We start from the raw sequence: 13,348 nt of genomic DNA on the forward strand, positions 1-13,348 counted from the left end.
GCGGCGCGCCCGCGGGCGCACCGTGGTTGGCGGTTACTTCACCGTCTGGTGGTAGCCGCCGCCGAGGGCCGAGGTCAGCTGAATGCTAGCGTCAATCCACTGGCCGTGCAGGCGCAATGCGGTGATCCGCTCCTGCAGCGCCGGGAGCTTCGCCATACTGACTCTGGAGCCAGGTAAGATCCCCGCCGCCATTCGGGCCTGCGCCAGATCTACTACCCGCTGAGCGTCTTTTTCAACCTGCTGCTGCTGCTGGCTTTTGGCCATTAATGTTTCGACCTGGCTGGCGGTTTTCGCCACCTGGTTAACGGCATCCACCACCGCTTTGTTGTACTGGGCGATCGACAGGCTATTCTGCGCGCTGGCGATATCCAGGTTGGCGTTAAGGCGGCCGCTGTCAAAGATCGGCAGCGTCAACCCGGCAGTAACGCCCATCTGCTGCGCCGAATGGCGGAAAAGATCGCTTAAGTGCAGGGCATCCTGCTGCAGGAACGCCATCAGATTGATGTCCGGATAAAACGCCGCTTTCGCCGCGTCCACTTCGCTCAGGGACGCCTCAATATACCAGTGGGCGACCTGCAGATCCGGGCGGCGCGCCAGCAGCTCATAGCCGAGGGTATCTGGCAGCTGCGCGCTGACCGTTGGCAGGCTGGCGGGTTTGAGGTTTAGCGACTGGCTCTGGCTGTTGGTCAGGGCCATCAGCCGCGCTTCAATCTCTTTCATCGTGCCCGTCACGTCCGCCAGCTGCTGGTCGGTTTTGCTGACGTTAATATCGTTCTCCGCCCCTTCGGCGGAGTTAGTGATCCCGCGCTGATACAGGGCCTTGTCGACCGTCACGATATTATTTTGCTCGTTTTTCACCTGCTGCAGCACCGCTTTGATCGCCGCTTCCGTCTGCCACTGCCAGTACAGACGCGCCACGCTGCCGGAGAGCAGCTCACGGGTCTGGGCCTGTTCAGCAACCTGGGCTTTCAGCTCGCCGATACGCGCTTTCACCAGCGCACGGTTTTTGCCCCACAGGTCCAGATCCCAACCAGCGGTCAGGCCAAAGGTACCGTTGGTGTACCACGGGCCGGTATTGCCGTCGGTGTCGGTAGCAAACGGTCCCATCAGGCCTTCGGCCGACATGCGCTGGCGTTCAATATCGGCGGAGAAATCCATCTCCGGGCCAAGATTCGCCTGCGACATTCGCGCCTGCGCTTCGGCAAGCCTGATGCGCTGTTCGGCAATCTGCATATCCGGCGCGTTGGCCAACGCTCGCTGAATCAGATTATTAAGCTGTGGGTCATGGTAATCTTTCCACCAGTCAGTCTGCGGCCAGCCATTTTTCACGGCGGCAGGGAGATCCATGGAAACATGGGAGGCTGGAATTTGCTGCTGCGGCGGATTAGCAACCTCATGAGATGGCGCGCAGCCAGCCAGCGCGATGGCCAGGGGCAATGCCGCCAGCACGCTTTTATTTAATATCAATTTCATTGGACAGGTCAGATAACTTAATCAGGTTGGTTATCATAAGTTAATTGAATTAAACGCGTTTAGTAAAGCGTGTGACTAAATTATTAGTTTGCTAAAAATAAACAACCTTATCAATTCAAGGGATGAATATAAGCCGGCATCTTTTAACGAGCCGCACCTCTTTTCCATCCTGCCCGCTCTGGATGAAGAGAAAGAACCTCCGATGACCTTTTTACTGCGCGCGCGTAAACCGGCTAATCTCCCGCCCGGCGATGGCCGGGCGGGCATTCTTTAGGCTTTCAGGCTGGCGCCGCGGCTGGCAATCACCTCTTTATACCAGCCAAAGCTCTTCTTCTTACTGCGCGCCAGGGTGCCGGTACCGTCATCATGGCGGTCGACATAGATAAAGCCGTAGCGCTTCGACAGCTCCGCCTTTGAGGCGCTCACCAGGTCAATCGGTCCCCAGCTGGTAAAGCCCATCAGCTCAACGCCATCGTCAATGGCTTCCCGCGCCTGCACCAGGTGGTCGTTCAGGTAACTGATGCGGTAGTCATCGTTAATGCTGCCGTCGGCTTCCACCTTATCTTTGGCGCCCAGACCGTTTTCCACGATAAACAGCGGCTTCTGGTAGCGATCCCACAGCACGTTCAGCAGCGTGCGCAGGCCCAGCGGGTCTATCTGCCAGCCCCACTCCGAGCTCGCCAGGTGCGGGTTCGGCACCATGCTGAGAATATTGCCGCGCGCCTGCTGGTTCAGCGCCTCGTCGGCGGTGACGCAGCCGGTCATGTAGTAGCTGAAGGAGATAAAGTCGACGGTGGTTTTTAGCGCTTCACGATCGGCGTCGGTGATGGTGAGCGCGATGCCGTTGTCACGGAAATAGCGCTGCATATAGCCCGGGTACGCGCCGCGCGCCTGTACGTCGCCGAAGAACTGCCAGCTGCGGTTCTCCTGCAGCGTCTCGAACACATCCTCCGGTTTGCAGCTCAGGGGATACATCAGCCCGCCGAGCAGCATATTGCCGATTTTGCCCTCAGGCACCAGCTCATGACAGGCTTTGACCGCCAGCGCGCTGGCCACCAGCTGGTGGTGAATCGCCTGATACACCTCGCCTTTGCTGCTGCCGGCCGGCAGGCCGACGCCGGTCATCGGGGCATGTAGCGACATATTGATTTCGTTAAAGGTCAGCCACAGTTTGACCTTATTTTTATAGCGGCTGAACACCGTCCGGGCGTAGCGCTCAAAGAAGCCAATCACCTCCCGGCTGCCCCAGCCGCCGTAGTTTTTTACCAGCGCCCATGGCATTTCATAATGCGACAGCGTCACCAGCGGGGTGATGTTGTGCTTGGCCATCTCGTCGAACAGCTTGTCGTAGAACGCGAGGCCGGCTTCGTTCGGCTCGGCGTCGTCGCCGTTGGGGTAGATGCGGGTCCAGGCGATAGAGACTCGCAGGCAGTTAAAACCCATCTCGGCAAACAGGGCGATATCTTCCGGATAGCGATGGTAAAAATCGATCGCCACATCTTTTATGCCGCTGTCGCCGGGTACGCGCTCGACCACTTCGCCGAAAACGCCGTGCGGCTGCACATCGGAGGTGGATAAGCCTTTGCCATCTTCCAGATAAGCACCTTCCACCTGATTGGCCGCGGTCGCGCCGCCCCATAAAAAATCCGTCGGAAATGTTTTCATCTTTTTCTCCTGTGATTAATGGCTGACTGACAACAACGGCTGACCGGCTTCGACGGTGCTGGACGCCACCGTATCAATCTCCCGGTAGTCGTCGCTGTTGCTGATAATGATCGGGGTCGCCAGGTCGTAGCCGGCGTCCAGAATCGCCTGGCGATCAAACTCAATCAGCAGATCGCCGGCCTGTACCCTGTCGCCCTCTTTCACATGCGCGGTAAAGGGCACGCCGTCGAGTTTGACCGTGTCGATGCCGACGTGGATCAGCAGCTCAATGCCGCTGTCGCTTTGCAGGCCGATGGCGTGTTTAGTCTGAAACAGGGAGGCCACTTCGCCCGGGAACGGGGCAATCACTTGGCCCACCGCCGGGATAATGGCGACCCCTTTACCCAGCAGGCCGCTGGCGAAGGTGCTGTCCGGCACCTGCTCGAGGGCGATAACGCTGCCGCTCATCGGCGCCAGAATATCGTTTGCCGAGACCGGGGCTACCGTCACGGCGCCTGGTGCGGCGCTACCGCGCGGCAGGCCGGCGAAGAAGGTCAGCACACAGGCGAGCACGAAAGCCACGCCGGTGCCGATAAGCCCGCCCCAGACGCTGGCGTCAATCCCGCCGGGCGGGATCATTTGCGCCGGGAAAAAGATGTTTGGCAGGCCAAACGAGTAGGCATAACTGTTGCTAAAGGCAGTGATCGCCCCGCCAATCGCCCCGGCGACACAGCCGAAGATAAACGGACGGCGCAGCGGCAGAGTCAGGCCATAGATAGCCGGCTCGGTGATGCCGAACAGCCCGGCGGAGAAGGCGGAACCGGCCAGCACCCGCTGGCGCGCATCGCGGGTGGCGAGGAAAATACCGAGCACGGCGCCCACCTGGGCAATCACCGCCGGAAGAATAATCGGCAGCATGGAGTCGTGACCAAGTACCGTCATGTTGTTGATCATCAATGGCACCAGCCCCCAGTGCAGGCCGAAAATAACGCACACCTGCCACATGGCGCCCAGTACCGCGCCCGCCAGCCATGGTGCAAACGCGTAGATAAACTGGTAGCCGTTGGCCAGCAGATGGCTCAGCCAGGTGGCGACCGGGCCAATCACCAGGAAGGTGAGCGGGACCACCACCGCCAGGCAGATGGCCGGGCTGAAGAAGTTTTTCATCGATGACGGCAACAGCGCATTGCTCTTGCGCTCCAGCCAGCAGCAGACCCATGAGGCGAGAATAATCGGGATCACTGACGAGCTGTAGTTGATAAAGGTCACCGGAATGCCGAGAAAGTGCTCCACCGCCGCGCCCGGCGCCTGGCTGGCCTCAAAGGCCTGAATCATCAGCGGGTGGGTTAACGCCCCGCCAATCACCATCGAGATAAACGGGTTGCCGCCAAACTTCTTCCCGGCGGTATAGCCAAGAAACAGCGGGAAGAAAAAGAACAGCGCGTCGCTGGCGGCAAACCAGATTTTATAAGTCCCCTGCTCCGGCGTAAGCCAGCCGCAGGTCACCGCCAGCGCCAGCAGGCCTTTCAGCAGACCGGTTGCCGCCATCACGCCGATAAACGGTGTAAAAATGCCGGAGATGATGTCGATAAGCTGGCTTAACACCGATCCTTTGGCCGCTTTTTCCTCGGCAACCGGTTCGCTGTCATCGCTTAACCCCGCCTCCTGGCGCACCGCCAGCCAGACGTCGTGAACGTGGTTGCCAATCACCACCTGAAACTGGCCGCCGCTCTCCACCACCATAATCACGCCCGGATTGGCCTTCAGCCCTTCGGCATCGGCTTTGCCGTTATCCTTCAGTTTAAAACGCAGACGTGTCGCACAGTGAACCAGACTCACAATGTTCTCTTTGCCGCCGACGCGGTTGAGAATATCCTGCGCGAGTGCTTTATATTCCATGCTCTTTTCCTTACTGCCGCTGCCCGCAGACAACCGGCGACTGAGTAGTAAAAAATAAAAAAACCCGAGAACCACGCCGGTGGGCGTCGCGCTCAGGTTTTGCCTGCATCATGCAGTAACAATCCAGTTTTGTTGGGGAGAATTAACGCCCCTCTTTTCTTACCCGTTCGATATGAATGGCAAGAAACATAATTTCTTCGGTGGTCAGCGACCGCTGATACTGCTTTTGCAGATGCGTCGCCACCGTTTCCGCACACTTCCACGCTTTGGCGTAGTTATCTTTCACCGCGCTGTGCAGCGAGACGTCGTCATCTTCCACCACCGTGCGCGTCAGCATCCGCTGGGCGAAAAACTTCAGGTGGGTGACGAAACGCTGATAGCTCAGCGACTCTTCATCGTAGTTAAGCTGCAGCTGATACTTCACCAGCTGCAGGATCTCCTGCATCACCCGGGTCACGTGCATGACCTCCGGCATTTCGCTGTTGAGCTGCGCCGTCACCAGATGCAGGGCGATAAATCCGGCTTCATCCTCCGCCAGCTTCACGCCGAGCCTTTTGGCAATGATGGCCCTTGCCTCCTGGCCCAGCGCGAACTCCTTCGGATACAGCCGCTTAATCTCCCACAGCAGCACGTTACGCAGTGCGATGCCCTTTTTCTGCCGCTCGATAGCAAAATGACAGTGATCCGTTAACGTGATGTACAAACTTTCCTGTAACTTGCCCAGCCGTCCGCGTGCCAGGTCGATAATGCGATCGCAGGTGGTCATCACTTCTAACGGTATTTGACTGAGCAGCTCGCCTAAGCGGCCGACCAGCTCATCGCTTTGTAAGGCGAAAACTTTTTCAATTTTACTGTCGTCCAGCACGTCGCCCGGGCGTTTCTGAAAGGCCAGCCCTCGCCCCATCACCACCTGTTCGCGCCGGTGCTCGTCGAGAACCACCACCACATTGTTATTGAGTACTTTGGCGATTTGCATATAGACCCCAGAAACAAAAAAACCTGACCCCCGACGAAACGCCAGGTGATCAGGTTTTGCCTGCCGCAGCAGTTGCAATCCAACACCTGCACTGTAACAACTTCTGCTGCGCGCTCAACCTGACAAGTGAAAAAACGTGATTAAGATCGCGACTATCAGAAGGTCACGACGGTTTTCCACTCCACTACCCACGCGTCCTGGGTCTGCGCGACGCCGCCCGGACGGTGCCAGTACTGCAGGCCCGGCTGCAGCTCCAGCCAGGAGACCGGGCGGAAGCGATAATAGAGCTCACCGTTCAGCGAATGACCGGCCACCGGCTGGTAAGCCGGATCGTTATAGTCGGTGGCGCCGCTTATCTGATTCATATAGCGCTGATTACGTGCGTAGTGGCTGCTCATGTCGATCCACGTCAGGCCGAAGCCAATCCAGTCCTCCGGGCGGGCGTCAAACAGACCGCGGTAGCGCATGGAGGCGGCGACGGCGGAGTGGATATAGTTGCTGCGCTGGTCGCTGAGGCTGCCGCTCAGTGAGACGCTCATCCCCCGCAGCGGGTCGTCGGCGTGGCGGGTGATCTGCTGGTTCAGGCCGGCGTACATAAACCAGGTGCTATCGTGCTCGGCGTAACCTTGCGGATCGGTCGCCCCGGCGCCGCCGGATTTACCGCTGTAGAGGTCGCTCTGCGGCGCGTTAGTCCAGACCACGCCAAGGTTATAGGCTCCCGGCAGGCCATTAATCAGCGGACGGGTTTCGATCTCCATCGGCAGTAAGATGCCTTTGCTACCCTTCGTCGACCAGCTCCACGCGTGGCTGCGCGCGGTAGCCTGCGGGTTTTGCTCCATCACCCCGCCTTTCAGGGTGACCGTCGGCGTCAGCTTGTACTCCAGGGTGGTGCCCCAGGTGTGAATGTTCCAGTTATTCCAGGTCAGCGAGTTGGCCGATTTCCCACCGCACTGGGTCAGCAGCTGAAAATCGCAGGGAATGATCTGGTCGAAGGTTTGCACCTTGTTCATCATGCCGATGCGCCAGGTCAGGCGGCGGTCGTCAAAGCTGCGGGCAAAGGTGAGCCAGCCAAGGCGGGTAATCGACCCGCCGCCCCAGCTCTCCTGCGATAGATCGTTGAAACTCACCCGCGGATCCTGCAGCCGTTTCGTGGTGAGATTATCATCGTGGTGGCGGTTGACGATGTTGCCTTCGAGACGCGCATCCGGTATGCCGGTCCAGCGCTCCAGATCCTGGGTAAAGGTCAGCGCCACCTGGTCAATATAGGCCAGGTGTTTATCATGGTCATAACCGCCGCCGGCGTTGTAGGCCATCTCGTTAAGATAGCCGAGATTATAATGAAAGCCGTTTTCTTCAAGGATCGGACGAATGCCTAGCATATCGCCCAGCAGCCCTTGCTGCCCGGCTTCAAACCCCAGCGCGCTGCCGTTCCACGCCGGGATGTCCGCGGCGCTCACGGCAGGCGCCATGGCCGCCAGCATAGCGCCGATCAAAAGCTGATTTATTTTTTTGTTATGCATTGTGATATCCACCGTGACTGAATAAAAACAAAGGGGATCCCCAGGCTATTTATTTACCCGTTTTCTTTTTTTAAAAATGAATGGCAAAAAGCGTCCGTCGGTAATAAAACCGCGACAATGCCAGAGAAATCGTTATTCACATCTCATTGTTTTACATCATCATTTTATCCACCCTGAATTTTTACCAAAAAAAAAACCTAAGCACTTTGCGCCACGAATGACGAAAGTGCTTAGGTTTTGCCTGAGTTCAGTAGCAATCCTGAATTGATTGACCGCACATTATCACTTTATTCAACCCATGCCTATCATCAACAGGCATGCAAGTAATAATATGTGAAGCGAATAACAGTATGGCGGTTAATAGCGGCCGATCGCCGCCGCTATTTCAGCAGACGTTTGCAGGGCGCGAATTTCATTAAACAGGGTCAGCGCCTCGGTATATTCCTTGCGTAAATAGCCTAACCACTGCTTAATTCTTGCCACATGATACAGGCCGGTATCACCCTGCTTTTCCAGGCGGGTATATTTTTGCAACAGCTGGACCACCTGCGGCCACGGCATGCGCGGTTCGTTGTATTTGATCACCCGGCTGAGGTTCGGCACATTGAGCGCCCCGCGGCCAATCATCACCGAATCGCAGCCGGTGACAGCCATACAATCCTGGGCGCTTTGCCAGTCCCAGATTTCACCGTTGGCGACCACCGGGATAGTCAGGCGCTGGCGGATCTCGCCGATCGCCTGCCAGTTGATGCGTTCGGCTTTGTAGCCATCTTCTTTGGTACGGCCGTGAACCACCAGTTCGCTGGCCCCCGCCTGCTGCACCGCGTCGGCGATTTCAAAGCGCCGTTCACCGCTGTCCCAGCCAAGACGAACTTTCACCGTCACCGGCAGATGCTCGGGAACCGCCTCTCGCATGGCTTTCGCGCCGCGATAGATCAACTCTGGATCTTTCAGCAGCGTTGCCCCGCCGCCGCTGCCGTTTACCAGCTTCGACGGACAGCCGCAGTTTAAATCCACCCCCCATGAACCCAGCGCCACCGCGCGGGCGGCATTTTCCGCCAGCCACTCGGGATATTGTCCCAGCAGCTGGACGCGGACGCGGGTGCCGGACGGCGTGCGGCTCTGGTGATGCAGTTCCGGGCATAGCCTGTAGAACGATTTTACCGGCAGCAGTTGATCCACCACGCGCAGAAATTCGGTGATGCAGAGATCGTAATCGTTAACCTCGGTCAGCAGCTCACGCACCAGCGAATCGAGCACGCCTTCCATCGGCGCCAGTAGAACACGCATATCGTTACCCGGAAAAAAAAGAGGCGCTATGGTAGCGCCTCCGGGCGCTGGTTGAAAGCGCTCAATGCGTCGGACCAGACGCACGCCGTTCCCCGCACGCTCGATGCGGCAAAGCGGCGAGATAATCTCTATGCTTTACAGAGGTCTGTGGCGTCCCATTCGCCTTTATTTGCCGCGCCTCATTCAGCAAGGTAGCGTGGGGAGCGATCCCGCCTGAGCCGCAAGGTGTCGGGTCCTGACGGGTGAGACTATGGTTCCCGTAAGCTATCAGCGCTATGCATAGAATTCATGATGTGATCGGTAGCACATTTTAGGGATTAATTGTATGATGAATGCACTTCATCAAGGGTTATTACCATGAGTAAATCGCTGACTATTATCTGGCAGTACCTGCGGGCTTTCGTCCTGATTTACGCCTGCCTGTACGGCGGAATTTTTATCGCCGGGCTGCTGCCTATCACTATCCCCGGCAGCATCATCGGCATGCTGATCCTCTTCGTGCTGCTGGCGCTGCAAATTATGCCGCCGCAATGGGTCAACCCCGGCTGCAATATCCTGATCCGCTATATGGCGCTGCTGTTCGTGCCGATCGGCGTTGGGGTGATGCAGTACTGGGATCTGCTGCGCGCCCAGCTGGGGCCTGTCGTTATCTCCTGCGCCATCAGTACGCTGGTGGTGTTTGTAGTGGTGAGCTGGAGCTCCCATTTGGTGCATGGCGAACGTAAAGTGATTGGCCAAAAAGGAAAAGAAGAATGATGCATGAAATCTGGTGGTCGCTACCGCTAACCCTGATCGTCTTTTTTCTCGCCCGCAAACTGGCGGCCCGCTTTAAGTTCCCGCTGCTCAACCCGCTGCTGGTGGCGATGGTGGTGATTATTCCATTTCTTCTGCTGACCGGGATCTCCTATGAGCGTTATTTTGCCGGCAGCAAAGTCCTGAACGATCTGCTGCAGCCGGCGGTAGTGGCCCTTGCGTTCCCGCTGTATGAACAGCTGCACCAGATCCGCGCCCGCTGGAAATCTATCATTACCATCTGCTTTATTGGCAGCTGCGTGGCGATGATCACCGGCACCACCGTCGCTCTGCTGATGGGCGCCACGCCGCAAATCGCCGCCTCTATTCTGCCTAAGTCAGTCACTACGCCGATTGCTATGGCGGTTAGCGGCAGCATCGGCGGCATTCCGGCTATCAGCGCCGTGTGCGTAATTTTTGTCGGCATCCTCGGCGCGGTATTTGGGCATACGTTGCTTAACCTGATGCGCATTCGCACCAAAGCGTCGCGCGGCCTGTCAATGGGCACCGCCTCGCACGCCCTCGGCACCGCCCGCTGCGCCGAGCTGGACTATCAGGAAGGCGCGTTTAGCTCACTGGCGCTGGTGCTGTGCGGGATCATCACCTCGTTGATGGCGCCGTTCTTATTTCCGCTGATCCTCGCAGTGGTAGGTTAATAGTGATTTAAATCACATTTTTTAGTGCAACAAATCGGAGTTGCATAAAGAATGAGATATTCATCACATATGGAACCGCTGGCCGCCCGTACACTGGCTTCCCATTACACTGTTATGAGGCAACGCTATGCACTCACGTTTTCAAGCTGCTTTGACGACTCTGGCAGCAGATCTGCAGGCGGCCATCGCCCCGATGCTCGCCGACCCGCATTTCCCGGCGCTGCTCGAAGCCGATCAGGTGGCGACGCTGCAGCATGCGACAGTTCTGGACGAAGACGCGCTGGCTTTTGCGCTACTGCCGCTTGCCGCTGCCTGCGCGCGCCCCGACCTTTCTCATTTTAACGTCGGGGCTATCGCCCGCGGCGTCAGCGGCCGCTGGTACTTTGGCGGCAATATGGAGTTTCTCGGCGCTACCATGCAGCAGACCGTTCACGCGGAACAGAGCGCCATCAGCCACGCCTGGCTGCGCGGCGAGACCTCCCTGCGCGCTATCACGGTGAACTACACGCCGTGCGGTCATTGCCGTCAGTTTATGAACGAACTGAACAGCGGGCTGGCGCTGCGCATTCATCTGCCGGGTCGCGAAGCGCATGCCCTGGAGCACTATCTGCCGGACGCCTTTGGCCCGAAAGACCTCGAGATCAAAACCCTGCTGATGGATGAACAGGACCATGGCTTCCCGGTCAGCGGCGATGCCCTAACCCAGGCAGCTATTCAGGCCGCCAACCGCTGCCATGCGCCCTATAGCCACTCGCCTTCCGGCGTGGCGCTGGAGCTGAAAGACGGTACCATTTTCAGCGGTAGCTATGCGGAAAACGCAGCGTTCAACCCGACGCTGCCGCCGCTGCAGGGGGCGCTGAATCTCCTGAGCCTCAACGGCTATGATTATCCCGCTATCCAGCGGGCAATCCTGGCGGAGAAAGCCGACGCGGCGCTGATCCAGTGGGATGCCACCGTCGCCACCCTGAAGGCGCTGGGCTGCCACAATATTGAGCGCGTCCTGTTAGGTTGATCAGCCTGAGCAGATTGCCGGACGGCGTCTTCGGCTTATCCGGCCGACTTTTTATACCGTTAGGTGTCGGGTGGCGCTACGCTTACCCGACCTACGGTTCGCGCCATGGCGACCTGAAGATCCCTATGCCGGGTGTCGGCTCACGCCTTACCCGGCCTGCATTCGGCGATCTGTCTATATTGCTGAAAATCCCCGCAATCAAACGCGGGTTTCTTGCGCTTACCCGGCGGGTAAAGTAGCCTGAAGACTCCGTTGTCTATTATTGAGCCAAGTTCATGTTAAAGCGTGCGTTCTACAGCCTGTTAGTCCTGCTCGGCCTGCTGCTGTTGACCGTGCTGGGCCTTGACCGCTGGATGAGCTGGAAAACCGCGCCCTATATCTATGATGAACTGCAGGACCTGCCCTACCGTCAGGTCGGTGTGGTGCTGGGCACCGCCAAATATTACCGCACCGGCGTCATCAATCAGTATTACCGTTACCGCATCCAGGGTGCGCTGAACGCCTACAACAGCGGCAAGGTCAACTATCTCCTGCTGAGCGGCGATAATGCTCTGCAAAGCTACAATGAACCGATGACCATGCGTCGGGACCTGATTAAAGGCGGCGTCGATCCCGCAGATATCGTACTGGACTATGCCGGTTTCCGTACCCTCGACTCGATCGTCCGTACCCGGAAAGTGTTCGACACCAACGACTTCATTATCATCACCCAGCGCTTCCACTGCGAACGGGCGCTGTTTATCGCCCTGCATATGGGGATCCAGGCCCAGTGCTACGCGGTGCCGTCGCCGAAGGATATGTGGAGCGTGCGGCTGCGCGAGTTCGGCGCCCGCTTTGGCGCGCTGGCGGATCTCTATATCTTCAAACGGGAACCGCGCTTTCTCGGCCCTCTCATCCCGATTCCGGCGCAGCAGCATGACGTGCCGGATGACGCCCAATCCTACCCGGCCGTCACCCCGGAGCAGCTGCTGGAGCTGCAGAAAGAAAAGTAGCCTCCATCAACGCATTCGTTTCAGATAAAAAAAACCCGCGCCAGGCGCGGGTTTTTGATGCGTTCAATCTTATTTCTTACGGGCGTATTTCAGGGAGTCCAGCGCCACGGCGAAGATAATAATCGCCCCCTTAATAATGTACTGCCAGTAAGGGTTGACGCCGATATAGGTCAGGCCGTAGTTGATGACGGTGAAGATAATCACCCCGGTCACCACGCCAAACACCGTCCCTACCCCGCCGCTGAACGATACGCCGCCCACCACACAGGCGGCGATGGCGTCCAGTTCATACATAAAGCCGAGGTTATTGGTCGCCGAACCGATACGTCCGGCTTCCAGCAGGCCGCCGAAGGCGTAGAACACGCCGGAGAGGGCATAGATCATCAGCAGGTTTAACGCTACGTTAACCCCGGAGACCTTCGCCGCTTCCGGGTTACCGCCGATAGCGAAAATGTTTTTGCCAAAGCGCGTCTTGTTCCACAGGATCCAGACAAAGAAGACGGCAATCAGCGCGTAGAAGGTAATGTAGGACAGGCGGAAGGAGCCCAGCGCCACAAACCCCTGCGCGAAATGGGAGAAGTGGCTGTCGAAGCCGGAGATCGGCGACGCGCCCACGAAGTCGTAGTACAGCGAGTTAATGCCGTAGACGATAATCATGGTGCCGAGAGTGGTAATAAACGGCGTCACGTTCAGGTAGGCAATGACGATCCCGTTAATCAGGCCGATGACCGCCCCGATGGCGCACACCAGCAGGATCACCAGCGGGATCGGCATGGTCGCCATATCCGGGAATACCTTATTGGCATTATCCACCGCCTGCAGCATGGTGGCGGCAATCACCGCCGCCAGACCCACCTGACGGCCGGCGGAGAGGTCGGTCCCCTGCGTGACGATAAGTCCGGCCACGCCGAGGGCAATAATAATACGCACCGAGGACTGGGTCAGAATATTACTCAGGTTGAGCAGACTTAAAAATGTCGGATCCTGGAAAATAATAATGGCCAGCAGGACCAGAAGGACAACATATATCCCACCCTCTTTCAGGTAAGTGAGAAAACTCTTTTTATTTAACGCACTCATGTGAAGCCCCTGAT

Annotated in this window: 10 protein-coding genes and 1 pseudogene; 4 read left to right on the plus strand and 7 right to left on the minus strand. The window is 57.7% G+C overall.

Translation table 11 applies throughout. The features are described 5' to 3' along the window. Positions 1-33 precede the first annotated feature (33 nt). The 6 genes and pseudogenes from mdtQ to dusC form a co-directional block, all read right to left on the minus strand. Complete coding sequence (mdtQ, locus tag BHE81_RS10940; protein ID WP_004149095.1) at positions 34-1,473, minus strand: multidrug resistance outer membrane protein MdtQ; 1,440 nt, start codon at positions 1,471-1,473, stop codon at positions 34-36. A gap of 270 nt (positions 1,474-1,743) precedes the next feature. After that, positions 1,744-3,138 carry a glycoside hydrolase family 1 protein gene (locus tag BHE81_RS10950; protein ID WP_110246509.1) on the minus strand — a complete coding sequence of 465 codons (1,395 nt, stop codon included), beginning with the start codon at positions 3,136-3,138 and terminating at the stop codon, positions 1,744-1,746. 15 nt (positions 3,139-3,153) lie between these two features. After that, positions 3,154-5,128 (minus strand): annotated as a pseudogene (bglF, locus tag BHE81_RS10955) (PTS beta-glucoside transporter subunit IIABC). Between the two features lie 30 nt (positions 5,129-5,158). Further along, on the minus strand, positions 5,159-5,992 hold the full coding sequence (bglG, locus tag BHE81_RS10960; protein ID WP_004175082.1) for a transcriptional antiterminator BglG: 834 nt from the start codon (positions 5,990-5,992) through the stop codon (positions 5,159-5,161). Between the two features lie 155 nt (positions 5,993-6,147). Continuing rightward, on the minus strand, positions 6,148-7,512 hold the full coding sequence (locus BHE81_RS10965; protein ID WP_110246506.1) for a carbohydrate porin: 1,365 nt from the start codon (positions 7,510-7,512) through the stop codon (positions 6,148-6,150). A 357-nt stretch (positions 7,513-7,869) separates the two neighbouring features. Continuing rightward, positions 7,870-8,802: a tRNA dihydrouridine(16) synthase DusC gene (gene dusC / locus BHE81_RS10970; RefSeq protein WP_002912862.1), complete on the minus strand. Its 933-nt coding sequence runs from the start codon at positions 8,800-8,802 to the stop codon at positions 7,870-7,872. 357 nt (positions 8,803-9,159) lie between these two features. On the opposite strand from dusC, the gene BHE81_RS10975 reads away from it, so the two are divergent. From BHE81_RS10975 to sanA, 4 genes are all read left to right on the plus strand, one after another. Beyond that, the gene (locus tag BHE81_RS10975) at positions 9,160-9,558 is read left to right on the plus strand and encodes a CidA/LrgA family protein (protein ID WP_004175078.1); all 399 of its coding nucleotides are present in this window, start codon (positions 9,160-9,162) and stop codon (positions 9,556-9,558) included. Further along, complete coding sequence (locus tag BHE81_RS10980; protein ID WP_002912867.1) at positions 9,555-10,250, plus strand: CidB/LrgB family autolysis modulator; 696 nt, start codon at positions 9,555-9,557, stop codon at positions 10,248-10,250. The genes BHE81_RS10975 and BHE81_RS10980 overlap by 4 nt, the downstream gene beginning before the upstream one ends. Positions 10,251-10,377: 127 nt before the next feature. Continuing rightward, positions 10,378-11,262, plus strand: a complete 885-nt coding sequence (gene cdd, locus BHE81_RS10985; protein WP_110246505.1) for a cytidine deaminase — start codon at positions 10,378-10,380, stop codon at positions 11,260-11,262. A gap of 275 nt (positions 11,263-11,537) precedes the next feature. Continuing rightward, entirely contained in the window at positions 11,538-12,254 is a 717-nt protein-coding gene (gene sanA, locus BHE81_RS10990; RefSeq protein ID WP_002912870.1) for an outer membrane permeability protein SanA, read from the plus strand. 69 nt (positions 12,255-12,323) lie between these two features. On the opposite strand, the gene mglC is transcribed toward sanA, so the two are convergent. Then, positions 12,324-13,334, minus strand: a complete 1,011-nt coding sequence (gene mglC, locus BHE81_RS10995; protein WP_002912871.1) for a galactose/methyl galactoside ABC transporter permease MglC — start codon at positions 13,332-13,334, stop codon at positions 12,324-12,326. Between the last annotated feature and the right edge of the window lie 14 nt (positions 13,335-13,348).

The sequence above is a fragment of the Klebsiella sp. AqSCr genome, from assembly GCF_008452795.1.
GTDB lineage: Bacteria > Pseudomonadota > Gammaproteobacteria > Enterobacterales > Enterobacteriaceae > Klebsiella > Klebsiella pneumoniae.